Annotated in this window: 26 protein-coding genes; 21 read left to right on the top strand and 5 right to left on the bottom strand. The window is 47.5% G+C overall.

Annotated features, from left to right (window positions below):
• Positions 1 to 4: 4 nt before the first annotated feature.
• Both EXT46_RS03265 and EXT46_RS03260 read left to right on the top strand, forming a co-directional pair.
• The gene (locus EXT46_RS03265) at positions 5 to 817 is read left to right on the top strand and encodes a DUF481 domain-containing protein (protein WP_045978550.1); all 813 of its coding nucleotides are present in this window, start codon (positions 5 to 7) and stop codon (positions 815 to 817) included.
• Positions 818 to 850: 33 nt separating this feature from the next.
• Complete coding sequence (locus tag EXT46_RS03260) at positions 851 to 1,291, top strand: hypothetical protein (RefSeq protein WP_045978551.1); 441 nt, start codon at positions 851 to 853, stop codon at positions 1,289 to 1,291.
• A gap of 41 nt (positions 1,292 to 1,332) precedes the next feature.
• On the opposite strand, the gene EXT46_RS03255 is transcribed toward EXT46_RS03260, so the two are convergent.
• On the bottom strand, positions 1,333 to 1,821 hold the full coding sequence (locus tag EXT46_RS03255) for a peptidylprolyl isomerase (RefSeq protein ID WP_022944110.1): 489 nt from the start codon (positions 1,819 to 1,821) through the stop codon (positions 1,333 to 1,335).
• A gap of 12 nt (positions 1,822 to 1,833) precedes the next feature.
• Positions 1,834 to 2,742: a folate-binding protein YgfZ gene (locus EXT46_RS03250; RefSeq protein WP_022944109.1), complete on the bottom strand. Its 909-nt coding sequence runs from the start codon at positions 2,740 to 2,742 to the stop codon at positions 1,834 to 1,836.
• Positions 2,743 to 2,887: 145 nt separating this feature from the next.
• Between EXT46_RS03250 and EXT46_RS03245 the strand changes: the two genes are divergently transcribed.
• Together EXT46_RS03245 and EXT46_RS03240 are read left to right on the top strand one after the other, a co-directional pair.
• The gene (locus tag EXT46_RS03245) at positions 2,888 to 3,139 is read left to right on the top strand and encodes a succinate dehydrogenase assembly factor 2 (RefSeq protein WP_022944108.1); all 252 of its coding nucleotides are present in this window, start codon (positions 2,888 to 2,890) and stop codon (positions 3,137 to 3,139) included.
• Positions 3,132 to 3,557, top strand: coding sequence for a protein YgfX (locus tag EXT46_RS03240; protein ID WP_130145186.1), 426 nt, complete (start codon positions 3,132 to 3,134; stop codon positions 3,555 to 3,557). The genes EXT46_RS03245 and EXT46_RS03240 overlap by 8 nt, the downstream gene beginning before the upstream one ends.
• Here EXT46_RS03240 and nadB read toward each other — a convergent pair.
• Positions 3,532 to 5,148, bottom strand: a complete 1,617-nt coding sequence (gene nadB / locus EXT46_RS03235) for an L-aspartate oxidase (protein WP_130145184.1) — start codon at positions 5,146 to 5,148, stop codon at positions 3,532 to 3,534. The genes EXT46_RS03240 and nadB overlap by 26 nt on opposite strands.
• A gap of 203 nt (positions 5,149 to 5,351) precedes the next feature.
• On the opposite strand from nadB, the gene rpoE reads away from it, so the two are divergent.
• The 11 genes from rpoE (at position 5,352) to EXT46_RS03180 (ending at position 14,243) form a co-directional block, all read left to right on the top strand.
• Complete coding sequence (gene rpoE, locus EXT46_RS03230) at positions 5,352 to 5,933, top strand: RNA polymerase sigma factor RpoE (protein WP_022944105.1); 582 nt, start codon at positions 5,352 to 5,354, stop codon at positions 5,931 to 5,933.
• Between the two features lies 1 nt (position 5,934).
• Positions 5,935 to 6,537, top strand: coding sequence for an RseA family anti-sigma factor (locus EXT46_RS03225; RefSeq protein WP_130145182.1), 603 nt, complete (start codon positions 5,935 to 5,937; stop codon positions 6,535 to 6,537).
• A 60-nt stretch (positions 6,538 to 6,597) separates the two neighbouring features.
• Entirely contained in the window at positions 6,598 to 7,485 is an 888-nt protein-coding gene (locus EXT46_RS03220) for a MucB/RseB C-terminal domain-containing protein (protein ID WP_240701076.1), read from the top strand.
• 3 nt (positions 7,486 to 7,488) lie between these two features.
• Positions 7,489 to 7,938, top strand: coding sequence for a SoxR reducing system RseC family protein (locus EXT46_RS03215; RefSeq protein WP_130145178.1), 450 nt, complete (start codon positions 7,489 to 7,491; stop codon positions 7,936 to 7,938).
• Positions 7,939 to 8,006: 68 nt separating this feature from the next.
• Positions 8,007 to 9,794 (top strand): translation elongation factor 4, encoded by a 1,788-nt coding sequence (lepA, locus tag EXT46_RS03210; protein WP_022944101.1) that lies wholly within the window; start codon positions 8,007 to 8,009, stop codon positions 9,792 to 9,794.
• 21 nt (positions 9,795 to 9,815) lie between these two features.
• Complete coding sequence (lepB, locus tag EXT46_RS03205; protein ID WP_130145176.1) at positions 9,816 to 10,754, top strand: signal peptidase I; 939 nt, start codon at positions 9,816 to 9,818, stop codon at positions 10,752 to 10,754.
• A gap of 2 nt (positions 10,755 to 10,756) precedes the next feature.
• Complete coding sequence (gene rnc, locus EXT46_RS03200; RefSeq protein ID WP_022944099.1) at positions 10,757 to 11,434, top strand: ribonuclease III; 678 nt, start codon at positions 10,757 to 10,759, stop codon at positions 11,432 to 11,434.
• Between the two features lies 1 nt (position 11,435).
• Entirely contained in the window at positions 11,436 to 12,335 is a 900-nt protein-coding gene (gene era / locus EXT46_RS03195) for a GTPase Era (protein ID WP_026110994.1), read from the top strand.
• 6 nt (positions 12,336 to 12,341) lie between these two features.
• A complete protein-coding gene (recO, locus tag EXT46_RS03190) occupies positions 12,342 to 13,037 on the top strand; it encodes a DNA repair protein RecO (protein ID WP_130145174.1) in 696 nt (231 codons plus the stop codon).
• A 7-nt stretch (positions 13,038 to 13,044) separates the two neighbouring features.
• A complete protein-coding gene (gene pdxJ / locus EXT46_RS03185; RefSeq protein WP_130145172.1) occupies positions 13,045 to 13,776 on the top strand; it encodes a pyridoxine 5'-phosphate synthase in 732 nt (243 codons plus the stop codon).
• Between the two features lie 71 nt (positions 13,777 to 13,847).
• Complete coding sequence (locus tag EXT46_RS03180) at positions 13,848 to 14,243, top strand: hypothetical protein (protein ID WP_130145170.1); 396 nt, start codon at positions 13,848 to 13,850, stop codon at positions 14,241 to 14,243.
• Between the two features lie 26 nt (positions 14,244 to 14,269).
• Here the strand turns inward: EXT46_RS03180 and barA are convergent, their stop codons facing one another.
• Complete coding sequence (gene barA, locus EXT46_RS03175; RefSeq protein ID WP_130145168.1) at positions 14,270 to 17,029, bottom strand: two-component sensor histidine kinase BarA; 2,760 nt, start codon at positions 17,027 to 17,029, stop codon at positions 14,270 to 14,272.
• Between the two features lie 79 nt (positions 17,030 to 17,108).
• Here barA and rlmD point away from each other — a divergent pair, with 79 nt between their 5' ends.
• The 5 genes from rlmD to eno all read left to right on the top strand — a co-directional run bounded on the left by rlmD (position 17,109) and on the right by eno (position 24,461).
• Positions 17,109 to 18,422 carry a 23S rRNA (uracil(1939)-C(5))-methyltransferase RlmD gene (gene rlmD, locus EXT46_RS03170; RefSeq protein WP_130145166.1) on the top strand — a complete coding sequence of 438 codons (1,314 nt, stop codon included), beginning with the start codon at positions 17,109 to 17,111 and terminating at the stop codon, positions 18,420 to 18,422.
• 8 nt (positions 18,423 to 18,430) lie between these two features.
• Positions 18,431 to 20,596 (top strand): GTP diphosphokinase, encoded by a 2,166-nt coding sequence (gene relA, locus EXT46_RS03165; protein ID WP_130145164.1) that lies wholly within the window; start codon positions 18,431 to 18,433, stop codon positions 20,594 to 20,596.
• Positions 20,596 to 21,357, top strand: coding sequence for a nucleoside triphosphate pyrophosphohydrolase (gene mazG, locus EXT46_RS03160; protein WP_130145162.1), 762 nt, complete (start codon positions 20,596 to 20,598; stop codon positions 21,355 to 21,357). Before relA ends, mazG begins: the two co-directional genes overlap by 1 nt.
• A 107-nt stretch (positions 21,358 to 21,464) precedes the next feature.
• Positions 21,465 to 23,099, top strand: coding sequence for a CTP synthase (locus EXT46_RS03155; RefSeq protein ID WP_022944090.1), 1,635 nt, complete (start codon positions 21,465 to 21,467; stop codon positions 23,097 to 23,099).
• Positions 23,100 to 23,168: 69 nt separating this feature from the next.
• Positions 23,169 to 24,461: a phosphopyruvate hydratase gene (gene eno / locus EXT46_RS03150; protein WP_045978620.1), complete on the top strand. Its 1,293-nt coding sequence runs from the start codon at positions 23,169 to 23,171 to the stop codon at positions 24,459 to 24,461.
• 109 nt (positions 24,462 to 24,570) lie between these two features.
• On the opposite strand, the gene EXT46_RS03145 is transcribed toward eno, so the two are convergent.
• Positions 24,571 to 24,813 carry a hypothetical protein gene (locus EXT46_RS03145; RefSeq protein ID WP_022944088.1) on the bottom strand — a complete coding sequence of 81 codons (243 nt, stop codon included), beginning with the start codon at positions 24,811 to 24,813 and terminating at the stop codon, positions 24,571 to 24,573.
• 216 nt (positions 24,814 to 25,029) lie between these two features.
• On the opposite strand from EXT46_RS03145, the gene EXT46_RS03140 reads away from it, so the two are divergent.
• Positions 25,030 to 25,353 carry a hypothetical protein gene (locus EXT46_RS03140; protein ID WP_022944087.1) on the top strand — a complete coding sequence of 108 codons (324 nt, stop codon included), beginning with the start codon at positions 25,030 to 25,032 and terminating at the stop codon, positions 25,351 to 25,353.
• Position 25,354: the final 1 nt, after the last annotated feature.

The raw sequence follows: 25,354 nt of genomic DNA, 5'->3' as shown, positions 1-25,354 counted from the left end.
AACTATGCGTTTTATCGCTCTATTAATTGCTTGTTGGAGTGTAAGTTGTTGGGCCGTTGACCCATTTGAAGACTTTCATGAATACGGACAGTTGACGGATGCAGAAATCCACGAAATTCACCAAGGTGAAATGTTTTACGGCGATGCCGAGTTTGGCTTTATCGTGACTCGAGGTAACACCGATTCAACGAGCTTTAAGCTACGTAGCAATATTTACCAAGACTTCACCCATTGGCGCAATCAGTTCAAATTTGACTCTTTATACCGTCGTGATGTTGATGCTGAAACCGGCGAAGAAACTATTTCGGCGCAACGATTTTTTGGCTCTGCACAAACGAACTACAAAGTAGGCGAAAAAAACGCCTCGTTATTCTTTTACGCCGATTACGAGGAAGATGAATTCAGTGGTTTGGAGTACAAGGCCACAGTGGCAACCGGCTATGGTAATCGTCTCTACAAAGGGGTGAAAAACACCGTGGACTTTGACATCGGCCCTGGTCTATATCGCTCTGAGGGCAAACCCGCTGAAGAAGGTGAAGAGCCGACTGAAAGTGAAACGGGTTACTTACTGCGCTTGGCTTTACAGTGGGAGCGCACGGTCTCTAAACGTACTCGTTTTAATCAGTTTATCAGTGCTGAGCAGTCACTTTCAGGGCTGAATTCGCGGCTAAAATCAGAAACTTCTTTGATCAGCCAAATTATGGGGCAGTTATCACTTAAATTTGCTTATTTATATCGTTATAACTCCAAACCGGAAGAAGATAAGCGCAATTTCGACTCAGAATTAAGCGCCACTTTCGTCTATAGTTTCAATTAATGTTAGCGCTGCGCTGACACAAAAAGGAATAGTATGTATCAACATAAGCAAACTGCTTGGGCCATTCTCATTATTTTATTGTGGGTGGGCGGCTTTTTGGGATTAGCCTTTTACCTGATGGAAGGGGATGGTCCGATGATGCTGTTTGCGGCCATTTTAGTGATACTGGCATTTTTATTTCATGGCTTAACAGTGCGTGTAGATGAACAGGGCGTAGAATGGTTTTTTGGCCCTGGTATCGCTAAAAAGCGACTCGCATTTGATGAGATTAAATCGGTTGCTGTTGTCAGTAACTCGTTTCGTCATGGGGTGGGCATTCGCATTACTCATGATGGCTGGGTATACAATGCCAGTGGCTTTGCTGCTGTAGCCATCGAGCTGCATGACGGCACATTTTATCGCGTTGGCAGTAATGACGCTGATAATCTGGCTAAGCACATTAGTGCTCACTTACCGGCTCAGGAACAAAGCTAAAAAAAGGCGCTTAAGCGCCTTTTTTAAAGAGTCACAGACAACTATTCGTGGTCGTGATCACATCCCCCTTCGCCGTGAACATGGCCATGGGCTAATTCATCAGCGGTGGCATCGCGTACATCTACAATTTCCACGTCAAATTTTAGGTGGACACCTGCAAGTGGGTGGTTACCGTCAACGATCACATCTTCACCTTGAATATCGACGATAATAACTGTTTGCTCACCGTCATCAGTGGTGGCGCGGAATTGCATGCCCACTTCAATATCCATACCATCGAACATTGATTTAGGTACAGCCTGCATCAATTGCTCATGACGCTCACCATAGCCATCTTCCGGCGCGATTTCGACACTCAGGGTATCACCTGCTTGTTTACCAATTAGCGCATTCTCTAAGCCTGGGATCAAAAAGCCAGTGCCAACGATAAAGACTAATGGCTCACCATCAAAGGTATTGTCGATGGTGTTATCGGCTTTGTCGACTACGCTGTAGTGCATAGTTACGACTTTCTTCTCGGCTATATTCATAACGTTTCCCAATTATTCTTCAGTGAGTGAGTAAGGGAGTGGCTCAATACTGAACATCACCTCAGGTGCGTGTTTTGCACGAAGTTGACTGTCGAGTTCAAGATCGTTTGGCAACACTGCCAAGCCATAAAGTCTGCCTTGATCAACCGCTTGTGCTATCAAGGTGCCACCGCGACGCCAATTGTCACCAACCTGACGTTCTAAATCCACTGGCTGTACTTGACCCTCTGTGAGCGGTGGCGCTAGTTTGCTGTCTGCTTGCGCAGAGAGTACGAACATCGCGCGTTTGTTTTTACCTAGGTACTTCATGCGCGCGACAGTCTCTTGACCAGTGTAGCAGCCTTTACTAAAGCTGATGCCGCCAAGCGCATGTAAATTAACCATTTGCGGGACGTATTCATCAATTGCGGCAGCACATAAGCTGGGCTCTGCGGCCTTAATTTGCGCGCACAAAAAAGCCTCGCTTGAGTGCGCGGGTGCTAAGGTGTCGGCATCGGCTACAACAAGGTAACGGTCATCGGCAAGAGTGAGCACCAACCCTTCAGGTAGGTTGGTCGCGGGATTATCAAGGTTGACTCCTAAGTGCGCACCTAAAGCTTGTTTGTCACCTAACACGCCAGATACCTGTTGCGTCATAGAGGTGATTTCAACTTGGCTAAATACCGCATATTTCTTTAGCTCTCGCAGCGCTGCTTCGGCCTCATCGGCGCTACAAATTAATAAATAGCCTTGCTGATAAGCTGCGATGCGAAAGCAGGCCCATAGCTTTCCTTTTGCGCTGCATTGCCCTGCCCACAGCCAAGTGTTTGGCTCAACAAGGTTGATATCTTGTGTGAGTTGTCCTTGCAGGTAAGATTTAGCATCAACACCACTAACGTAGATCGCAACATAATCTGTTGCGTAAACAGTAAATGCAGACATACACGACTCCTTAGGTACGCAAGCTAATGACAAGCGCAAGTGTATCGTAAGCGTCGCAGTGATGACACCCGATAGACGCAAAATAGCTGTGAGTAGCAACAGTTTTTGCTAAACTGCGGCGCAGTAAACCATAAAGAGGTAAACCATGGCGAAGTTAGACAGTAAAGCACGCTTACGTTGGGCGTGTCGCAGAGGCATGCTTGAGCTTGATGTGTTGTTTATGCCCTTTGTTGAAGAGGCGTACGACTCCCTTAATGATGATGACAAGGCGACGTTTCAACGTTTGTTGGCGGCTGATGATCCCGATTTATTTGCTTGGTTTATGGGTCATGAGCAATGCGAAGACGCAGAACTTGCGCGTATGGTTAAAATCATTCTAGACCGCGTACGTGTATAGAGGTGTATTTTCTGCCAATACGGCGAATCACCGGCCTTTGTTGGGGCTAGTCGGGCTTATCTACATAATACTCGTGTTTAGTCAGCCGCAATGGCTATGGGCTTTGCTATGTGCAATTGTGCTCATGATCGCGAGTTGGCATGGCTGGCGGGTATATAAGCGTTGCTGGCCGCGCTATGGCATTATTACTATTGACAAACAGCAAGTAGAATTACATGGCCAAGGCATTGAACTCAGTGGCAAGCTATTAAAGGGAACTAAGGTATTCAATGGCCTGGTATGGCTGCATTTGCAAAGTACCTACACCGGCGCTAAGCGGCACGTGTTTATAGCGGATAAGGCGATGGCGCCCGAGCAGTTTCGTGACTTAGCTCGGGCTGTTAACGAAAACCTTAAAGACCCAGTGTCGCAGGATTAAGCTCGGTGATATGGCTATGCGGTAAACGCTCTGGGTAGTCCAAGGTGTAGTGTAGGCCTCGGCTTTCTTTGCGCGCTAAGGCACTGTGGATAATAAGCTCGGCAACTTGGACGAGGTTACGTAGCTCCAATAAGTTATTGCATACTCGGAAATTCGCATAATACTCATGGATCTCTTGTTGCAATAACTCTACTCGACGCAGTGCACGCTCAAGGCGTTTGGTCGAGCGCACAATGCCGACGTAATCCCACATAAATAGCCTGAGCTCATGCCAGTTATGGGTAATGACGACCTCTTCATCGGAGTTAGTGACCCGGCTTTCGTCCCAATCGGGCAGGGTGCTAGGCTCTGCAGGTAACCCCAATTTTGCGACAATGTCTTTGGCTGCAGCTTGGGCAAAGACAATACACTCCAACAACGAGTTGCTAGCCATGCGATTCGCTCCATGCAGACCCGTGTAGGCGACCTCGCCAATGGCATAGAGATTGTCCAAGTCGGTTTTGCCGTTAAAGTCGGTCATCACGCCGCCACAGGTGTAGTGCGCTGCAGGGACTACCGGAATGGGTTCTTTGGTGATATCGATTCCCACACTTAGGCACTTGGCGTAAATGGTGGGGAAGTGCTCGATGATAAATTCTTTATCACGATGGGAGATGTCTAAATAGACACAATCAGCCCCTAAACGCTTCATTTCAAAATCAATGGCTCTGGCTACGACATCGCGAGGGGCTAGCTCGGCGCGCTCGTCAAACTCCGGCATAAAGCGTGTACCATCTGGGCGCAATAAATAAGCTCCCTCACCGCGCATTGCCTCGGTAATTAAAAAGTTCTGTAATTTTGGATGATACAAGCTTGTGGGATGAAACTGGTTAAACTCCATGTTAGCCACTCGGCAGCCTGCTCGCCACGCCATGGCAATGCCATCGCCACTGGCAACATCAGGATTTGAGGTATACAAATACACCTTACTGGCGCCGCCGGTGGCTAAAGCAATAAAGCGAGCGCTGAGAATTTCTACTTGCTCTTTGGCACGGTTATAAACATACACGCCATGACAATGTTTTCCGTCGCGCCCAAGTTTGGCGTCGGTAATAAGGTCGATGGCGTTGTAATTCTCTAACAAGGTAATATTAGGGTGTGCTTGCACCCGCTCAATCAGCGTTGTTTGCACTGCTTTACCAGTGGCATCGGCGGCGTGCAGAATACGGCGATGGCTGTGTCCGCCTTCACGAGTTAAATGGTAACGCTCATGACCTTTGTCATCGGTTTCCATATCAAAAGGGACACCTTGCTCTATTAGCCAGCGCATGCAAGCCTTCGCATTCGATGCTGTGTAGTGCACAGCCTCACGATCGCACAGCCCAGCACCTGCTTCTAAGGTGTCTTCAACGTGCGACTCAATGCTGTCGTTTTGCTTGTCGAAAACGGCAGCAATACCGCCTTGGGCATATAAAGTCGACCCTTCTCGCAGTGCACCTTTACTAATAACCGTAACTTGGCAATGGTTGGCAAGTGACAAGGCCAGTGATAAACCAGCGGCACCGCTACCTATGACGGTAACGTCGCTGTGATGTTGTTTGTTTGGGTTCATGTTATAATGTGGCTTGAGGTTTTTATACCTACGTGGCTCTATATGTATCATATTTACGGGTGTCACACGACTTTAGTTGCTTGCCAATGCAAAAATAATTGCCCAAGCGCGAACTTTTTCATTTTACTCAGGTCAGACACAGTGTATTTGGTAGCAAAGATGCAGCAAGAAAAGCACGACAACGCAGAGGAGTACCGGCTCGAATGAGCGAGCAGGATTTGGATTTAGCGCTGGTAAGAAAGGTTCAACAAGGAGATAAAAATGCTTATAACCTGTTGGTCACCAAATATCAGAATAAGGTTGCAGGATTGATTTCTCGTTACGTTGCCAATCAAGGCGATGTTGCAGATGTAGCTCAGGAGGCGTTTATTAAAGCCTATCGGGCCCTGCCTAACTTTCGGGGCGACAGTGCGTTTTATACTTGGTTATACCGTATCGCGGTGAACTGTGCGAAAAATTACTTAGTAGCACAGGGTCGTCGGCCGCCTGCGAATGATGTAGATGCAGATGAAGCAGAGTTTTACGAGGGCGCTGATTTATTGCGCTCAAATTCAACGCCCGAGAATTTGCTTCTGAGTGACGAAGTCAGAGACGTTATTTTTGCAACCATAGATAAGCTACCAGAAGATTTAAAAACAGCCATCACTCTGCGGGAGCTAGAGGGGATGAGCTACGAGGAAATCGCTGCGGTGATGGATTGCCCTGTGGGTACGGTACGTTCGCGTATATTTCGTGCCCGAGAAGCGATAGATAATAAGTTAACTCCGTTAATAGGTGAGTCTTAATATGACTAAAGCAAAGTGTAGTGAGCAGGATAAGGCGTTTGTCTCTGCTTTGGTTGACAACGAAGTGTCTTTGGACGATGTCCAAACTGACGATATTGATTCGCAAACCTTAGCCCGCTACAGCCTGATTGGCGACGCGATGCGCTCAGAGACCGCGCCTTCAATTCAATTAGATATTGCCGCTTCGGTTGCTAAGCAATTAGAAAACGAACCTGTCCATGCTGAATTCGGCCAACAACAAGCACAACAACAGCCAGCCGCATCACAGCAAAACGCTCAGGTTATTTCTGGTGGATGGTGGCGTGGTATCGCCCAAACAGCGATTGCCGCAAGTGTTGCTGTGGTTGCTGTAGTGGGTGTGCAACAATATGGCACTTCTGATTCAGAGCAAAGCGACTTGCCACCTTTGCAATCGCAGCCATTTTTAGGTTCCGCATCGCCGGTAAGTTATTCTTCGGAGCCGGCGCTTGATAACGCCGAGCGTGGTTTAAGAGAATTGCAGAAGCAGCGTATTGGTGCGCTTGTTATGGAGCACCAGCGACAAACCCGTGAAGCGGCGCGCATCGCTGCTAACGACGAGTCACAAAGTAAAAAGGACCAGTAACGAGTAATGAAGTACCTGTATGTTGCGCTTTTTAGTCTGTGGCTGACTCCTGCGTTGGCCATGTCCGAGATGACCGCTAAACAGTGGTTGGATAACATGGCTACGGCCGTTAAGCAGCGCAACTTTGTTGCTTCTTTCGTGGTCGTCAAAGACCGTGCCATGGAGCCTTATCGTTGGAGCCATGGTATTTATCAAGAGCAGGAGTTAGAGCTTCTTACGCTGTTAAATGGTGCCGGCTTGGAAATGGTGCGAGTTGATGATCAGGTCACCTATTACGAGCCGCAAAATCAGCCATATTCAATCGCTACTAATACCATCGCTGGGCCTATTCCCGAAGTCTTATTTAGCGATATTGATAAGTTGCAAAGCAACTACCGCTTTGTGCTTGGAAATAAAGGACGTATCGCTGGGCGACCGGCACAGCAAATTCGCATCGAAGCGAAAGACCAAGATAAGTACAATTACTGGTTATGGCTGGATACTGAAACCTCGTTATTGCTCAAATCCGCTTATGTGAATCACAGTGGTGAGTTGCTAGAGCAGTTACAGTTAAGCCATATCAGTGTGACCGAGCAACCCGCTCCGGAGCTGGTGGAAATCAGTCAACGTGAATTTCCCACGCCGCTGCCGAAACTAAATGGGCAAAGCGGTGAAAGCAGCTGGAGTATCGGGTGGCTGCCGCAAGGATTTGAACTGCTTAAAGCCGACCGCCATAAACTGAACATGAATAACGAGCTGGCCGATTACTACCTTTATTCTGACGGCTTAGTTGATGTCTCGGTGTTTGTGCAGCGGCCTCTAGCTAGTCAGCGTCCCAGCGGTGCACTGACCTCGGGAGCAACTACCGTGTATATTCATAATGCCGGAGCTTACGATGTTTCGGTGATAGGAAATATCCCGACGGCAACCGCGAAAAACATTGCCGAATCCGTCCAGCGTCCTCTGTAGATTATGATTGAGCAAACCCTAACGGTGGTATCAGTGAAAGGGGATACCGCCTTTTTGAAAAGCGAACAAAAGCCAGCTTGTGCAGGGTGCAACGGTAAATGTGGCGCGCAAATCTTTGCCAAGTTATTCAAAACCGACAAAAAAACCTTCCCGTATCAATTTTCTGAACCTGTCGTTGTGGGGCAAAAAGTGAAGTTAGCCTTGGATGACTCCCACATTGTCAGCAGTTCGTTTGTTGTTTATATCTGGCCATTGTTGGCGGCATTGGTGAGCGCCGTGCTTGTGCAAAGTGTTTTAGGCTTAAGCGAACTGGCGCAAATTGGCACTGCTGTGGTGGCCGGTTTCGTTGGCTTTGTCATGGCAAAACAACGCCTTGCGCAGGTTGTTCATGATGTAAAAGTATTAAAAATTTACCCTTTGAGCCTACCTATTTCGCAAAGAGTTGGTGATTAGCGTCAATTAAAGGTAAAATCGGGCCTTTATTTACACGAGCTCAAGTTTAAGAAGTCAGAATCCAATTTATGAAGCATATCCGTAACTTTTCGATTATCGCCCATATCGACCATGGTAAATCGACCCTTTCCGATCGTTTGATCCAAGTATGTGGCGGGTTAACCGACCGCGAAATGCAGCAGCAAGTTCTGGATTCAATGGACCTCGAGCGTGAGCGTGGTATTACCATCAAAGCGCAAAGTGTAACCTTGAATTACACCGCCAAAGACGGTGAAACTTATCAGCTTAATTTTATCGACACCCCAGGGCACGTTGACTTCTCCTATGAAGTATCGCGTTCTCTTGCGGCCTGTGAAGGCGCGTTGCTTGTTGTTGATGCTGGCCAGGGTGTAGAAGCACAAACCTTAGCCAACTGTTACACTGCCATTGAAATGGACTTAGAAGTGGTGCCTATTCTTAATAAAATAGACCTACCACAAGCAGATCCACTGCGTGTTGCCGAAGAAATAGAGGACATTGTCGGGATTGATGCCACTGATGCCGTGCAGTGCAGTGCAAAAACAGGAATTGGTATCGACGATGTGCTAGAGCGTATCGTTCGCGATATCCCGCCACCGCAGGGCGACACCGACGGGCCTCTTAAAGCACTGATTGTCGACTCGTGGTTTGACCCTTATCAAGGCGTTGTGTCTTTGGTGCGCATTGTTCAAGGCGAGCTGAAAACGGGCGACAAGATTAAAATCATGTCGAACGAGCAAGTTCATATTGCTGACAAGGTGGGTATCTTTACCCCTAAACAAACTAATACTGGCACACTGAAAACGGGCGAAGTAGGCTTTGTAATCGCTGGTATTAAAGAAATCCATGGTGCGCCAGTCGGTGATACGATTACCTTGGCGAAAAACTCAGCACAAGAACGTTTACCTGGCTTCCAGCGCGTTAAGCCACAGGTATATGCAGGCATGTTCCCGATCTCTTCGGATCAATACGAGGCATTTCGTGATGCTCTTGATAAGCTCAGTCTCAATGATGCATCGCTGTTCTTCGAACCGGAGAACTCAACCGCATTAGGTTTTGGTTTCCGTTGTGGCTTCTTGGGCATGTTGCACATGGAAATCATCCAAGAACGCTTAGAGCGTGAATATGATATTGACCTCATTACAACCGCGCCTACGGTAATCTATGAGGTTGAGACCAAAGACGGCACGATTCAGATTGATAATCCATCGCAGTTGCCTGCTGTAAACGATATTCTTGAAATTCGCGAGCCTATTGTTGAGGCCAATATTCTTGTGCCACAAGAATACTTAGGCAGCGTTATTACTTTGTGTGTTGATAAGCGCGGCGTGCAAACGCGTATGAATTATCATGGTAACCAAGTGGCTATCACATACGAACTGCCGATGGCTGAAGTGGTGATGGATTTCTTCGATAAGCTGAAGTCGACCAGCCGTGGTTTTGCCTCTCTGGATTATAACTTTAAAGAATTCCGTACCTCAGACATGGTGCGGGTTGATATTCTTATTAACGGCGACCGTGTTGATGCCCTAGCGATGATTTGTCACCGCGATAATGCTCAAGGGCGAGGCCGTGAGCTCGCAGAAGCACTGCGCGAACTTATCCCAAGGCAGATGTTTGATATCGCAATTCAAGCGGCTATTGGCAATCACGTTATTGCCCGCTCAACAGTTAAGCAATTGCGTAAAAATGTAATCGCTAAATGTTATGGTGGCGACGTAAGCCGTAAGAAAAAGCTCTTGCAGAAGCAAAAAGAAGGTAAAAAGCGTATGAAGCAGCTTGGTAACGTGGAAGTGCCTCAAGACGCCTTTTTAGCAATTTTGAAAGTTGGCAAATAATAACAAAAGGAAATGCCTCTGATGGCCGGATATTTCTCCATATTTTTGGTGTTATTAACCCTTGGCTCTGGGTTAATTTGGTTGGTTGACCATCTTGTATATGCACCTAAACGTAAAGAGCGTATAGCCCTAGCTGAAGGGGCGGCGGGTAAAGAACTTGATGAAGAGTTGAAGCAAGAAATCGCGCCTGAGCCTGTGCTTACCGAGCATGCTAAGTCGATTTTCCCGATGATCGCTATCATAACGCTGTTTCGCTCTTTCATTTTTGAACCCTTCCAAATTCCATCGGGGTCAATGATGCCGACCCTTTTGGTGGGGGACTTTATCCTTGTACAGAAATACTCCTACGGCGTTAAAGACCCGGTCTGGCGCAGTGAGCTTATTGAGACTGGCAAGCCGGAGCGCGGTGATATTGCGGTATTTAAGTACCCAGTTGATCCAAAACTAGATTTTATTAAACGTGTCATTGGGCTGCCTGGTGATGCCATTGTGTATCGCAATAAGCAGCTGTATATCAAGCCAAACTGCGCCGAGGGTGAGCGTACTCAAGGTGCATTGCAATGTGGCGAATATAATAAAATTGCGCTAGAGATCATCAATAAGGATGAGTTTTTCTCGCATCGAGGTGACTCCTTGGTGCGGTTGCAAGAGAGTTTGGGGGAAGTTGAGCATGACATTCTGATTAACCCAACGTTGCCTGAATTTAAGAGCAATTATTATCGCCAGCAGGGATCAAAAATTGATGAATGGATCGTTCCCGAAGGCCACTATTTTATGATGGGTGACAACCGTGATAGTAGCAAAGATGGACGCGCTTGGGGGTTTGTACCTGAGGCTAACCTTGTCGGTAAGGCCGTGTTTATTTGGATGAGTTTTGAATTTGAACATGAACCAGATAGCGCGCTTCCAAGTTGGGTTCCAACCGGCGTACGATTCGAACGCCTAGGTAATATTCAGTAACAATGAAGAAAAACGTAGCAGAACTTTATAAAAAAATTGGTTATACCTTTAGTGAGCAAAACTTACTAGAGCAAGCCCTTACACACCGCAGCCATAAAGGCCAGCATAACGAGCGCTTGGAGTTCTTAGGTGACTCTATCCTCAGCTTCGTTATTGCCGATGCGTTGTACCACAAGTTTCCTAAAGCGCGAGAGGGCGATTTAAGCCGTATGCGCTCGACCTTGGTTCGTGGGCAAACACTTGCCGAATTTGGCGTTGAATTTGAATTGGGTGATTACCTGCGCTTGGGCCCCGGTGAGCTAAAAAGTGGCGGTTATCGCCGTGAGTCTACATTAGCTGATGCGGTAGAAGCGATCATCGGTGCGGTGTTCTTAGACTCCGATATCGATACCTGCCGTGACCTAGTACTAAGCTGGTATGCCACTCGCCTTGAGTCAATTTCCCCTGGAATGAATCAAAAAGATCCAAAAACTCTACTACAAGAGTTTTTACAGGCGCGCAAACTTCCCTTGCCGGGCTACACTGTGATTGATACGAAAGGTCAAGCGCACAATCAAACATTCACGGTTGAATGTATTGTCGAAGGCATGGACAGCATTATTTCTGTAGGCAGTTCACGCCGTAAAGCAGAGCAAAAAGCGGCGGAAAAAGCCTTAAAGATGTTAAAGAATGACAGCTGATATGCAAACAAATACCCATTGCGGTATGGTCGCCATTGTTGGCCGCCCCAATGTAGGAAAATCGACCTTGCTTAATAAAATTGTTGAGCAAAAAGTCAGTATTACCTCGCGTAAGCCACAGACCACGCGCCATCGCATTATGGGTATCCACACCGAAGATAATTACCAAACTGTTTACGTTGACACGCCAGGCTTACACGTAGAGGAAAAACGTGCCATTAACCGGCTAATGAACCGCGCAGCATCAAGCTCTATTGGTGATGTTGAATTGGTGATTTTTGTTGTTGAGGGGACGCATTGGACTGATGATGATGAAATGGTACTCAGCAAAGTCAGTGGCGGCAAAACCCCGGTGTTGGTCGTGATCAATAAGACCGATCAAGTTAAAGACAACAACTTGATTTTGCCGCACATTAAGTGGCTCAGTGAGAAAGGCGATTTTGCTGGCATTATTCCAGTATCGGCAAAACACAACCGCAATCTTGATTTGATCAAAAAAGAGGTACGTGCTCGCTTGCCAGAAAGTGAGTTCTACTTTCCAGAAGATTATATTACCGATCGCTCAATGCGGTTTTTAGCGGCTGAAGTAGTGCGTGAAAAGCTGATGCGCTTTATGGGTGATGAGCTGCCTTACTCGGTTACTGTAGAGATTGAACAGTTTAAGTGGCAAGACAATGGTGTATGGCATATTAATGCACTGATCCTTGTTGAGCGTGAAACGCAAAAACGTATGGTGATCGGTAACAAAGGTGAAAAGTTAAAAACTATCGGCCGAGAAGCACGTAAAGACCTTGAGCATATGCTCGATAATAAAGTGTTTTTAGAGCTTTGGGTGAAGGTCAAATCAGGTTGGGCAGATGACGAGAGAGCACTGCGCAGCTTAGGTTATGGCGAAGATTAAACGCCGATGGAAGCCGGTTTTGACCGTGCCTTTTTACTTCATCGTCGAGCCATTAGTGACTCGCAGTGGCTCGCTGATTTTTTAGTACAACACCGTGGTATGATGCGCATGATCGTGCGTCTCAGTGGTAAACACGCCGTAAAACATAAGGCTCAGTTACAGCCTTTCCAACCTTTGCTCATACGCTATCAAGGCGGCGGCGATCTTAAGTATTTGCAGCATTTCGAACTATCAGGCTCACAGCCCGCTTTAATTGGTGACAAACTATATTGTGGTTTTTACATGAACGAGTTGGCCGTGCGTATCGTACCTTTGAACGAGCCGCTGGAGCAGGTGTACGACCTTTATCAAGCGCAGCTCAAGGCCCTAGCGGCCACTAACCACATGGCAGCGAGCTTACGCCATTACGAACTCACTTTATTGGAAAGCTTGGGTTATGGTGTTGATTTTGAATACGATAATATCGGTAAAGAAATCAGCGCTGATTGTCATTATGACTACTATCCAGAGCAAGGGTGGGTGATGCAACAACAGCCTAAATATGGCTATGGTTTTAGCGGTAAGCAAGTGCTTGCAATGGCTGCGCGTGAGTTTACAGATCCTGAAATTCAACAGGCGGCGAAGCATTTTTGTCGCTTTCTACTTAAACCCTTGCTAGGCAATAAGCCATTGAAAAGCAGAGAATTATTTAAATCAAGGTAAGGCAGCAATGAAAGAAATTCTATTAGGCATTAACGTTGATCATATCGCCACCTTGCGCCAGGCGCGTGGCACTCGTTACCCTGATCCTGCCCATGGCGCAGCAATCGCTGAGCATGCGGGCGCTGATGGTATTACTATCCACCTGCGCGAAGACCGTCGTCATATCCAAGACCGCGATGTGTATGTGATGAAAGACACCATTCAAACCCGCATGAACTTAGAAATGGCGGTGACTGAACAGATGCTGGCCATTGCCCTTGAGGTACAACCCGCGTTTGTATGCCTAGTACCAGAAAAGCGTGAGGAGCTCACCACCGAAGGGGGGCTTGATGTGGTCGGTCAATTCGATAAAGTTGCCGACGCAGTTAAACGACTCACAGCTGCAGGTATCAAAGTCAGTCTATTTATTGATGCCGATAAAGCGCAAATTGATGCCAGTGTGAAAGCGGCGGCACCCTATATTGAAATTCACACCGGAGCCTATGCCGATGCCGAGAATGACCAGCAACAAGCGAAGGAACTAGAAATTATTCGTGAAGGTGTGCGTTATGCTCATAATCAAGGGCTCATCGTCAATGCAGGACATGGCTTGCACTATCATAATGTGAAGCCAATTGCCGCGATCGAAGAAATCTATGAGCTTAATATTGGTCACGCTGTTATTGCTCGTGCGGCTATTGATGGCATGGAAAAAGCGGTTCGTGACATGAAGCGCTTGATGTTAGAAGCGCGGGCGTAATTAGACCCTAAGCACTGGTGCTGCCCTGTTCGGTGGTATGGGTGCTTTGCAGTTGCTGAAGTAAACATAACATGCGCAGCGTCTCAACCGATCTCGATAACAGGGCACCTGTTTGGCTGGCGCTGTCGGAATTGTTTTTAGATACTGCAGTGAGTGATCACTATGATGCTATCGCCCGGTGCTGTGCGCACTCACCTTACAGCCTCAATGAACTTGCCTTTATTTTACATTATGAAGTTGCCCCAGTGCTGTGGCGAAACTTATTATCACCTGCTGGGCACTGGAGTGGTTTTGATGAGCAGTGGCTTATCAGCGCAGTCAAAGCGCATGTACTTAGCGCACGCACACCGCTAAGGCGGGCGTTACTGTATCTGTATTCGCTTTGTTATCGTCGCTATCTGCACCATCATTGGCAGGCATTAGTACCAAGGATAAAGCACTGGCGACAAGTGCAAGGCAATGCTTAATGCACTGCCTTCACGTATCAGCACAGTTAAGATGAGCTGCTTTTCTCTAAACCGGCGTCAGCCATCAAATTGCTTAACTCGTCTTGTAGCTCTAACAGCTCGGGCTCAATATCATTAATGCTGGCTTTTTCTTTCATTGCGGTTTCAATCAGCTCGGCGAGTTTTTTCAGCTTAGGCACACCGGTATAGCAACAAGCACCATGAAACTTATGGATTATCGACAGTAAACGTTCATGGTCACCTTTTGCCATCGCCTCTTCGATAAGGTTCAGTGTTTCAGGAATACTTAATAGCAACATATTTAGCATCTCTTGGGCCAAATCTTCCTTGCCACCGGCACGTTGCAATGCCAGCTCCCAATTTAAACTGTCGCTGATAAAGGGGGGCTCGCTTAGTGGCGGTTTAGCACTGACGCGCTCACGAGCAAGCTTGTCATTGGGGGCATAATGCAATAGAGCATCGCTGAGCATATCCTCATCTAACGGCTTAGTAAGGTAACTGGCAAAGCCGACATGTTTTAACTGCTCCTTTTCACCATCTAAGGCATGGGCAGTGACCGCAATAATCGGGGTGTCTTCATTCAGAGATGACTCTAAGATTAGTTTACACGCGGTAATGCCATCCATAATCGGCATTTGAATGTCCATAAAAATTAAGTCGTAACGATGGCTTTTACATACTTCGACCGCTTGCGCGCCGTTATGAGCGGTATCTAGACTCTCCACTTGTTCTTCGAGTAAGGCACAGATCAGTTTTAGGTTGGCATCATTGTCATCGACCACCAAGGCTTTGAGTGGCAAACGGGTCGTATGATGGTCGTGAGTATGAATAGTTGGGTGATCCAAGCGAAATGGCGCGGCCAACATTTCGCAAAATTTGCGATGGTTAATTGGCTTACTAAGACACCCATCGGCACCACTGCCAACGAGTGCCTCACGCATATTATGCGACACTGTGTTGAGTAACAGGTAGAGGTAGTCACTGCATTGGCGAGCAATGGCAATGAGCTGCTTCATTCTGGCCATGGACTCTGCGCCGCCGGGGTCGCCAAGCACGCAGATATCGTAGTTGAATGCGTTACTGGCAGCCTGCTCGAGCTCTTCTATGGTGCGGCACCCGGCTAAATGCACGCCCCAAGCTGCCAAAATACTGCTAGTTGCCATATAACTGTGTTCGTTCTGCTCGAAATACAGCACCCGCTTATTGACCAACGAGGCACAAGGCAGGTCAAGTTCAAAGTGGTGTTCAGGTACTTTGAACACGGCGTTGAAGGTAAAACAGGTGCCCTTGCCGGGAGCCGAGTTCAGGGTGATGCGACCGCCCATAGCCTCGACTAAATGTTTGGTAATGATAAGGCCGAGGCCTGTGCCGCCAAATTTTCGGGTAATGGAAGAGTCGGCCTGGCCAAAGGGCGTAAACAAAGTGTCTTGCTTGTCCATGGCGATGCCCACACCCGTATCCTTAACGGATATTAACAATGAGACACGTTCGTCGTTCAACAACCGGCTACTAATATCAATATTGACTTCGCCGTGTTCGGTAAATTTAATAGCATTACTGACTAAGTTAGTCAGTATTTGCCGAAAGCGTGTGGGGTCGCCAACAAGGTGATCGGGCACGTTTGGGTTTACGTGAATAGACAATTCCAGATTCTTCTCATGAGCGCCGGGGGCTAATAAGGTGAGCACTTCATTAACGGCATCACGGATTTGGAATTGAATGCTTTCCAGTTCCATGGCGCCAGCTTCAAGCTTGGAAAAATCGAGAATGTCACTGATGATAGTCAACAGGCTATTCGCTGAGAGCTCAATGGTATCGAGGTAATCTTTTTGGTTTTTATTCAGTGGCGTTTTATAAAGCTGGCGGGCAAACCCGATGACTCCGTTCAGTGGGGTACGCAGTTCATGACTCATTTTCGCTAAGAAGTCTGATTTAACTTGGTTGGCAGCCAATGCATCACGCTTGGCGATATTGAGCTGGATGTTTTGCATCTCATACTGCTCGAGGGTTTCTTGATAATCAGCAGTGGCTTGGTCAATATGACGCTGCATCTCATCCTTTTCTTCGGCCATATGCTGGTTAATATGCAGTAACCCTTGGCGTAGCTGTTCGAGCTCGCCCTGCATTGGCTTTTGAATATTGTCGGCCTCTTTCCCATGAGCGACTTCTTGGGTTGCTTGAACTAAACGCGACAGTGGCTGAGTGATCATACGGCTCAAACGAATCGATATCACCACGGCAAAGCCAATGGCTAGCAGAATGACCGCAGCACTGATCAGCACCGCCTTTTGCTGCTCGACTACCGCAACTTGGCGGTTGAATTGCACCATGACAATGCCATTAGTTTTAAAAGGCTGATGACTCGGCGCATTGGGGTCAAGTATGCCATGGTAGATAACCAGGAAATCACCTTCTCGGGTGGTTTTGCTACTGGTTTTATTATCAAGCGTCGGTACTTGGGTTAAACGCGCAAACTCACGGTGTAAGTTGCTGGCCAACACCAGTTCATCGTTGCTATCGAAAATAGCAACGGACTTAATAAGAGGTGAGTGTTTGTTATGAATATGCCTGGCGATGCGCTCAAGTGCGCCTTGGTCGTTGTTCGCCAATGGGTTTTCCAGCGCTATACTTAAGGGCTCGATGATCGTATTACCTTGCTCGATAAGAAATTCATCCAGCTCAAGGTAGCGATTTATAGTAAAATAACCGCCAAGTAACAGACCAATCACCACAGTAGGCACCAAGGTCAGGATCAATACCGAGTCCCGCAGGCCTAATCGGTTCATAATCAACCATATTTTTTGTCTGTGATAGGTTTAGGTTATAGCTTTCACAGGCCTTTCGCAATGTTAATTAGGGTAGTCAATGGCGAAGTTCTTTAAGCCCACAAAAAAATCAGTCAGTCAGCGCTTTCGTACCTTGTCGATATCCGGGCTCGACCACCATGGTCGCGGTGTCGCCAAAGATAAAGGTAAAGTGATCTTTGTTGCCGGGGCGCTCGGATCGGAGCAAGTCAAAGCAGAAATACTCAGCGATAAAAAGAATTACGCTGAAGCACGCTGTGTGAAAGTATTAAGCCCCAGTGCTGAACGAGTGGAGCCAAAGTGCCAACACTACCAGCACTGTGGTGGTTGTAACTTGCAGCACCTCGAGGCAAGTGCACAGTTGGCTGAAAAACAAAAAGCGTTAGCGGCGTTATTTCATAAGTTCACTGGGCTTGGTTCATTGCCATGGCAGAGTCCCATTGATAGCTCACCTTGGCATTATCGTCGTAGTGCCCGGGTAAGCGTATATTGTGATAATAAGCAAGAGACCATCAAAGTTGGTTTTCGCCAGCAGGGGTCAAAACAGATCACTAATATTGTTGCTTGCCCGGTGCTTGATGCAGGGTTTATGGGGGTCTTTGACTTCTTTCGTGATGTTATTGGTGCGTATCGTGCTTTGCGCTGTATTACCCATTTACAGTTGGTGAGTGCCAAAGAACATAATTTTATTGTTGTACGCCACACTAAAACAATAGCGCAAGCACTGCGCGAAGATATAAACGCGCAGGCGCAACAACACAACTGGCAACTTGTTTGGCAAAGTGAAGCGCAGCAGAGCTTGCCTAGCACTTACTATGAGCTGGAAAGTAGTCAGCTCCGCCTTGGCTTTGGTTTGCAAAATTTCATTCAAGTAAATGCCGAGGTCAACGACAAAATGCTTACGCAAGCCATGTCATGGCTTAATTTAGCGGCGCATGAGCGGGTATTGGATTTGTTTTGCGGGGTGGGTAATTTCTCGTTGTTAGCGGCTATGCAAGCACAGCATGTTACGGGTGTCGAAGGAGTTGAATCGGCTGTCTCCCATGCGCGCGCGAATGCCCAGCATAATGGCATTGATAACTGTGATTTTCATTGCAGTGACCTTACGCAGCCATTAGCGCAAGCACAGTGGTTTTCAAGTGAGCTTGATGTGTTGATCCTCGATCCATCTCGCACTGGTGCTGAAGCGGTGCTTGCGCAATTACCGTGCAATCAGTTTAAACGTATCTTGTACGTGTCGTGCGATCCCGTTACTCTGGCCAGAGACAGTAAAATTATACTCGCCAGCGGACACCAGCTAACTAAGCTTGGGATAATGAATATGTTTCCGCATACCGGGCATATCGAAACAATGGCCTTATTCGAACGGGGGTAGTTGCGGCCATGGTGGCAACCAGACAATCACACCGTACAGCACAGATAGAGAGCTTTGATACGGCGCTAAATCAACTAGCTCTGAGCGATGACAAACATGCGTTAGTGAAAGCGGCCGCCAACTATTGTGGTGAGCGCCAGTGCGCCGAGCATGACCGTCTTGCCTTAGAGATGGTAGAAATTTTGGCGCAGTTAAACCTGGACGCCAATTCATTGGCGACGGCCTACCTAACGCCCTATTTCCTTGCTGGTTGTATAGATATTGAAGACACTCGCAACACCTTCAACAAAGACGTGGGTCTGTTACTCAAAGGGGTGGAGCAAATGGCGACTATCAGCACTTTGGCTCATGCTGGCAGCGGCCAAGTGCAGGTGGATAAAATTCGCCGCATGCTGTTGGCAATGGTGGAAGATGTTCGCGCGGTGGTGATTAAACTCGCGCAGCAGGTTTGCTATTTGCGTGAAGTGAAAAATGCCGAAGAAGAAGAGCGCGTAATTGCTGCCAAAGAAACCGCAAATATCTTTGCCCCCCTTGCAAACCGTCTTGGTATTGGTCAGTTAAAGTGGGAGCTGGAAGATTTAGCTTTTCGCTATTTGCATCCACAAACCTACAAACGCATTGCTAAATTGCTTGAAGAGAAGCGCTTAGACCGTGAAGCGTATATGCGCGATATGGTCAAGCAGGTAGAAGACAAGCTTACCCAAGCGGGAATTCAGGCGCAGGTATATGGCCGCCCGAAGCACATTTTCAGTATTTTTAAGAAAATGAGCAAAAAGAACTACGAGTTTGATCAATTATTCGACATTCGTGCCATGCGCATCATCGTCGATGAAATTCAAGATTGTTACGGTGCCTTGGGTATCGTACACACCAGTTGGCGTCATTTACCCAAAGAGTTTGACGATTATGTTGCCACACCCAAACCGAACGGCTATCAATCCATTCATACCGTGGTCTTCGGGCCGGAAGGAAAAACCGTAGAAATTCAGATCCGTACCCAGCAAATGCATGAGGATGCGGAGCTAGGTGTGGCGGCACATTGGATGTATAAAGAAGGTGCACTACCTGGTCGGGACTCGGGTTACGAGCAAAAAATTAATTGGTTGCAGAAGATTCTGCAGTGGCAAGAAGAAGTTGTGGATGGCACCGACCTAGCGGATGAGTTGAAAAACCAGGTGGTCGAAGACCGGGTGTACGTGTTCACCCCGCGCGGCGATATCTTTGATTTACCCCATGGGGCAACCCCCTTGGATTTTGCCTATTACATTCATTCCAACGTTGGTCATCGTTGTGTTGGCGCTAAGGTATTTGGCAAGATTGTGCCTTTCACCTACCAGTTACAAACTGGTGATCAGGTCGAAATTCTTACCCAAAAAGAGCCCAATCCGAGCCGTGATTGGCTTAACCCTAGCTTAGGGTATATCCGCTCCTCACGAGCACGTTCGAAGATCCACCACTGGTTTAAGCAGCTAGATCGAGACAAAAACTTACAAGCTGGTAAGGATATTCTCGATGGCGAGCTGCAAAAGCTCGACATTCACTACAAAGATCTCGAGCCGGCGATTAAGCGTTTTAATTTCTCAGCTCTTGATGACCTCTTGGTCGCTATCGGTGCCGGTGATGTGCGTCTAAATCAGCTGCTTAACTTTGTGCAAAACAAAGGTGAAAGCGAACCACAAATTAAGTTTAAGCCGCACCGAGGTAATCACAAAGGCGATAAAAATGGCATCGTGGTTGACGGTGTTGGCTCGCTGATGAGCCATATGGCAGGTTGCTGTGAGCCGGTGCCAGGCGATAGCATTTGTGGCTATATTACTCAGGGTCGAGGCATCGCGGTGCATCGCAGTGATTGTGAGCAATTTGCGCAGCTACAAGAGCGCCACCCCGAGCGCATTGTGGAGGTCAGTTGGTCGCAAAAAACCAGCCAAGACTTTGCTCTGTCAATTAAGGTCGAGGCCAACGATCGCCAAGGGTTAATTCGCGATATCAGCGCGGTGCTCGCCAATGAGAAGGTCAATGTGATGAGCATGAATGTGAATACTATTGATGAGAAGCAACTGGCGATATTTTCGATGAAGATCGCGGTCTCAGACCTAAGCAGCACCAATCGACTGCTAACGAAGTTACTGCAAATTGATGGCGTGTACGATGCCAACCGAGTTGGAGCTAGCTAATGGGCTCTGTTGATGAACTATTGGCGATTATGGCCAAGCTGCGCTGTCCTGAGTCGGGTTGCGAATGGGATTTGGGGCAAGATTTTCACACCATAGTGCCGCACACTCTTGAGGAAGCCTATGAGGTTGCCGACACCATAGAGCGTGGTGATTTCACTGCCCTTAAAGCTGAGCTTGGCGACCTGTTATTTCAGGTGATTTTTTATGCGCAACTGGGAAAAGAACAGCAGCTGTTTGATTTTGAAGACATCGTCAGTGGTTTAAATCGTAAGCTCAAGCAGCGTCATGGTCATATTTTTGCCGATGAAGCCGAGCCCGGAAATTGGGAGCAGCGCAAGCATCAGCAGCGCCAAGCGCAAGGGCAAAAGCAGCTTCTAGACGATATTCCTAGCAATCTTCCAGCGCTCAGTGCGGCTCACAAAATTCAAAAGCGGGTCGCCAGTGTGGGCTTTGATTGGCCCTGCATTAGCGGCGCTTTGGATAAGGTGAATGAAGAGGTCGAGGAAGTGCGTGAGGCCATTAACATTGACCCACACAGCGACCACAGTGCTGAAGAAATTGGTGATTTGCTGTTTGCCACCGTTAATGTCGCTCGCCATCTTGGTCGTGACCCTGAGCAGTTACTGCGCCAAGCCAATCGCAAATTCACTAAGCGATTCAACCAAGTGGAAGTACACATCAATGAGCAGCAGCACAGCCTTGAAGGCGCCTCATTAGCGCAAATGGAAGCAGCGTGGCAAAAGGTCAAATCACAAGAGTAAGGCCGCACCCGTAGGCCAATTTAAACTGGATTGGCGAAGGTGGCTTTGCTATACTATCGCCCCGTCTTGATTCTATTTAATCCATTTCCTGATATCTTAGGGTTCGCATGAGTACAAAATTTATCTTCGTTACGGGCGGGGTGGTTTCCTCGTTGGGTAAAGGTATTGCCGCAGCGTCTTTGGCCGCAATTTTAGAAGCACGTGGCTTAAAGGTGACCATCTTAAAGCTGGATCCTTATATCAACGTTGACCCGGGCACTATGAGCCCGATTCAACACGGTGAAGTGTTTGTTACCGAAGACGGGGCTGAAACAGACCTTGACCTAGGTCACTACGAGCGCTTTATCCGCACCAAAATGACCAGCCGCAACAACTTCACTCAAGGACGCGTATACGAAGATGTGTTGCGCCGTGAGCGCCGTGGTGAGTACCTAGGCGCCACCATTCAGGTTATTCCACATATCACCAATGATATCAAACGCCGTGTGATTGAAGGTGCTGAAGGGCATGATGTGGCCATCGTGGAAATCGGCGGCACGGTTGGTGATATTGAATCACAACCTTTCTTAGAAGCAATCCGTCAGCTTGGTACCGAGCTTGGACGTGAAAATGCGCTGTTCATGCACTTAACTTTAGTGCCTTTCTTAGGCCCGGCAGGAGAAGTGAAAACCAAGCCTACGCAGCACTCGGTGAAAGAGCTTCGTTCCATCGGTATTCAGCCTGATGTGCTGGTATGCCGTTCGGCGTGTAAATTGCCGGCCAACGAGCGCGCTAAAATTGCACTATTCACCAATGTTGAAGAAAAAGCGGTTATCTCACTGCAAGACGTCGACAGCATTTACAAAATTCCGGCGTTATTAAAGTCGCAAGATTTAGACAATATTATTTGTCGCCGTTTTTACTTAGATTGCCCAGAAGCGGATCTGTCTGAGTGGGAACAAGTACTGTATCAAGAGTCGAACCCAATTGGGGAAGTGACCATAGGTATGGTCGGTAAGTATATTGAGCTTCCTGATGCTTATAAATCGGTGAATGAAGCCCTTAAACATGCCGGTTTGAAGAATCGCTTAACTGTTAATATCCAGTATGTTGACTCCCAGGATATTGAGAGCAAAGGCGTTGAATTACTGCACGGCTTAGACGCTATCCTCGTACCGGGTGGCTTTGGCGGCCGAGGTATTGAAGGCAAAATTCGCACAGCGCAGTATGCTCGTGAAAACAAGGTGCCTTACCTAGGTATTTGTTTGGGGATGCAAGTCGCACTGATTGAATACGCACGCAACGTTGCTGGCCTAGAAGGGGCGAACTCAACTGAATTTGATGCCGGCTCTGCGCATCCGGTGGTTGGCCTTATCACCGAGTGGCTGGATAAAGACGGTAATGTTGAAATGCGTGATGCAGACTCTGATTTAGGCGGCACTATGCGTTTAGGCGCGCAGTTATGTCACCTTAAAGAGGGTTCAAAAGTACGCGAGGTGTACGGCAGTGACCAAGTGGTTGAGCGTCACCGCCACCGCTACGAAGTCAACAACAATTATGTTGAACAACTTGAGCAAGCGGGTCTGAAATTCACCGGTCTCTCCGAAGATAAAAAGCTGGTGGAAATCATCGAAAATGAAGATCATCCATGGTTTATTGCGGCGCAATTCCACCCGGAATTCACCTCAACACCACGCGATGGTCACCCACTATTTGAAGGTTTCGTGGCAGCAGCAAACAGCTTCCAGAAACAATCTTCGTAATTGTCAGATAAAGCCGTGCTCATGCACGGCTTTTTCGTTTTACACTTGGGACAAGAGGAATCAAGCAAGATGTCAGAAATTGTTAAAGTGATCGGCCGTGAAGTGATGGACTCACGAGGTAACCCAACTGTCGAAGCTGAGGTTCACCTAGCCAGTGGTGCATGGGGCCGTGCCTGTGCTCCATCAGGTGCATCAACCGGTACGCGAGAAGCATTGGAGCTGCGCGACGGCGACAAAGCACGTTACCTAGGCAAAGGTGTGCTAACCGCAGTCGGTTACGTAAACAACGAAATTGCCACCGCATTAAAAGGTCAAAATGCCCTTGAACAACGCGCTATAGATGCGGTGATGTTAGAGCTAGATGGCACTGAAAACAAAGAAAAACTAGGTGCAAACGCGATTTTGGCTGTGTCTTTAGCGAATGCTAAAGCAGCCGCTCAAGAAAAGGGCGTAGAGCTATTCGAACATATCGCTGATATCAATGGCACCTCAGGTAACTACTCTATGCCTGTGCCAATGATGAACATTCTTAACGGTGGTGAACACGCTGATAACAATGTTGATATTCAAGAGTTTATGGTTCAGCCAGTAGGCGCATCTAGCTTCCGTGAAGCGCTGCGCATGGGCGCGGAAATTTTCCATAGCTTGAAGAAAGTACTCAGTGCTCGCGGCTTAAATACGGCGGTGGGTGATGAAGGTGGTTTCGCCCCTGATCTGAAGTCGAACGAAGAAGCTCTGGAAGTGATCGCTGAAGCTGTTAAAGCTGCCGGTTATGAGCTCAACAAAGACGTGACCTTGGCGCTTGATTGTGCTGCGTCAGAGTTTTACCACGATGGTAAATATGACCTTAAAGGTGAAGGTAAAGAGTTTGATTCTGCTGGGTTTGCTGACTTCTTGGCTGACTTGGCGGCGCGCTATCCAATCATCTCTATTGAAGATGGCTTGGATGAGAGTGACTGGGACGGTTGGAAAATTCTGACTGACAAAATTGGCGATAAGGTGCAATTGGTCGGCGATGATTTATTCGTAACAAACACGAAAATCTTAAAGCGCGGTATTGATGAAAGCATTGGTAACTCGATTCTTATCAAGTTTAACCAAATAGGCTCTCTGTCTGAAACCTTGGATGCGATCAAAATGGCGCAAGATGCGGGCTTCACAGCGGTTATTTCACACCGCAGTGGTGAAACAGAAGACGCCACCATCGCTGATTTGGCAGTAGGCACAGCAGCCGGTCAAATTAAGACGGGTTCATTGTGTCGCTCTGACCGTGTCGCTAAGTACAACCAGTTGCTACGTATTGAGCAGCAACTGGGTGATAAAGCGGTATATAAAGGTCGCTCGGAAATCAAAGGTCAATAACCATTTGTTGAACAAAAAAACCGCAGCTCAGCTGCGGTTTTTTTATTTCTGGTATTATCAAGCACTTAAAAGCTTGGCTTGTGGTTAAATAGCACCACTAATACGAAGGTTATTGAAGGCTGTTGGTTGTACCGCGATTGAGCTCACGCTTTACGTAATCTTGACCTGCTTTTTCTTGTGCTGCTTTTTCTTCAGCAGTCATACAGACACGCTTGGGTATGTTCGAGCCAGTCGGCCTTTTCAACTCACAAATCAGGCCGTCATTATTGGCGGTTTGTCCTTCATTAGCTTGGCCAGCGCAACCACTTAATAGCACCACTGCACATCCTGCCAAAAGCAATCCTAATTTCATTATTATCTCCTTAATAGTCCGTTAGCCCTCTTTTGGGGCCACCTTCATGTTATAAGGGAATTACTTTTCAGTTGCCAGTAAAGTAAGTGTTATTAATTGTTTTTAATAGTTAAATTAACCTGTTGTTAATATTGTTTACCTTTCATTGTTGTGTCACTATGAGTCTAAATCGGAACAGTCGCTGTATCTGCATTGGTAACGCTCAAGGAGGGCAGGGTGACAGTACTTTATTTTCTCGGATGTCCAGAATTAGACACGCTTAATACCGATGAGCGTAGTCAGGTCGTGGAACAGGCCTATAAAGAGTTTCGGGCAGTGCACCCGGTAAAATGGGCGATACGCTGGTTGTTAATTGTCTTGGCGCTATTACCCTCGGTGATACTTGGCGTGTTGATTGGCACTGAGGCTGCGCTCGCCAGTGCAGTGATAGCTATGGTGCTACTGCATATTGTTATTGCGGAGAAAGAGAGCACCTTAGCCCGCCATTATTTGCACCAGCATTTCAGCGAGCTCTGTGCGAAAGTGTTGCTTAAGTACTAAA

This window comes from Pseudoalteromonas sp. CO325X (assembly GCF_004208955.1).
GTDB classification, from domain to species: domain Bacteria; phylum Pseudomonadota; class Gammaproteobacteria; order Enterobacterales; family Alteromonadaceae; genus Pseudoalteromonas; species Pseudoalteromonas ruthenica.
The sequence above is the reverse complement of the archived record's forward strand: the minus strand, read 5'-3'. Positions and strand labels throughout refer to the sequence as shown.

Excerpts from the sequence above, each read along its gene's own strand:
- recO (WP_130145174.1), top strand. The coding sequence starts at position 12,342 with ATGGAAGCCGGTTTTGACCGTGCCTTTTTACTTCATCGTCGAGCCATT.
- EXT46_RS03255 (WP_022944110.1), bottom strand. The coding sequence starts at position 1,821 with ATGAATATAGCCGAGAAGAAAGTCGTAACTATGCACTACAGCGTAGTC.
- EXT46_RS03220 (WP_240701076.1), top strand. The coding sequence starts at position 6,598 with ATGTCCGAGATGACCGCTAAACAGTGGTTGGATAACATGGCTACGGCC.
- pdxJ (WP_130145172.1), top strand. The coding sequence starts at position 13,045 with ATGAAAGAAATTCTATTAGGCATTAACGTTGATCATATCGCCACCTTG.
- eno (WP_045978620.1), top strand. The coding sequence starts at position 23,169 with ATGTCAGAAATTGTTAAAGTGATCGGCCGTGAAGTGATGGACTCACGA.
- lepB (WP_130145176.1), top strand. The coding sequence starts at position 9,816 with ATGGCCGGATATTTCTCCATATTTTTGGTGTTATTAACCCTTGGCTCT.
- EXT46_RS03250 (WP_022944109.1), bottom strand. The coding sequence starts at position 2,742 with ATGTCTGCATTTACTGTTTACGCAACAGATTATGTTGCGATCTACGTT.
- era (WP_026110994.1), top strand. The coding sequence starts at position 11,436 with ATGCAAACAAATACCCATTGCGGTATGGTCGCCATTGTTGGCCGCCCC.
- EXT46_RS03260 (WP_045978551.1), top strand. The coding sequence starts at position 851 with ATGTATCAACATAAGCAAACTGCTTGGGCCATTCTCATTATTTTATTG.
- lepA (WP_022944101.1), top strand. The coding sequence starts at position 8,007 with ATGAAGCATATCCGTAACTTTTCGATTATCGCCCATATCGACCATGGT.
- EXT46_RS03180 (WP_130145170.1), top strand. The coding sequence starts at position 13,848 with ATGCGCAGCGTCTCAACCGATCTCGATAACAGGGCACCTGTTTGGCTG.
- EXT46_RS03245 (WP_022944108.1), top strand. The coding sequence starts at position 2,888 with ATGGCGAAGTTAGACAGTAAAGCACGCTTACGTTGGGCGTGTCGCAGA.
- rnc (WP_022944099.1), top strand. The coding sequence starts at position 10,757 with ATGAAGAAAAACGTAGCAGAACTTTATAAAAAAATTGGTTATACCTTT.
- EXT46_RS03265 (WP_045978550.1), top strand. The coding sequence starts at position 5 with ATGCGTTTTATCGCTCTATTAATTGCTTGTTGGAGTGTAAGTTGTTGG.
- relA (WP_130145164.1), top strand. The coding sequence starts at position 18,431 with ATGGTGGCAACCAGACAATCACACCGTACAGCACAGATAGAGAGCTTT.
- rpoE (WP_022944105.1), top strand. The coding sequence starts at position 5,352 with ATGAGCGAGCAGGATTTGGATTTAGCGCTGGTAAGAAAGGTTCAACAA.
- barA (WP_130145168.1), bottom strand. The coding sequence starts at position 17,029 with ATGAACCGATTAGGCCTGCGGGACTCGGTATTGATCCTGACCTTGGTG.
- rlmD (WP_130145166.1), top strand. The coding sequence starts at position 17,109 with ATGGCGAAGTTCTTTAAGCCCACAAAAAAATCAGTCAGTCAGCGCTTT.
- EXT46_RS03225 (WP_130145182.1), top strand. The coding sequence starts at position 5,935 with ATGACTAAAGCAAAGTGTAGTGAGCAGGATAAGGCGTTTGTCTCTGCT.
- EXT46_RS03215 (WP_130145178.1), top strand. The coding sequence starts at position 7,489 with ATGATTGAGCAAACCCTAACGGTGGTATCAGTGAAAGGGGATACCGCC.
- mazG (WP_130145162.1), top strand. The coding sequence starts at position 20,596 with ATGGGCTCTGTTGATGAACTATTGGCGATTATGGCCAAGCTGCGCTGT.
- EXT46_RS03145 (WP_022944088.1), bottom strand. The coding sequence starts at position 24,813 with ATGAAATTAGGATTGCTTTTGGCAGGATGTGCAGTGGTGCTATTAAGT.
- nadB (WP_130145184.1), bottom strand. The coding sequence starts at position 5,148 with ATGAACCCAAACAAACAACATCACAGCGACGTTACCGTCATAGGTAGC.
- EXT46_RS03155 (WP_022944090.1), top strand. The coding sequence starts at position 21,465 with ATGAGTACAAAATTTATCTTCGTTACGGGCGGGGTGGTTTCCTCGTTG.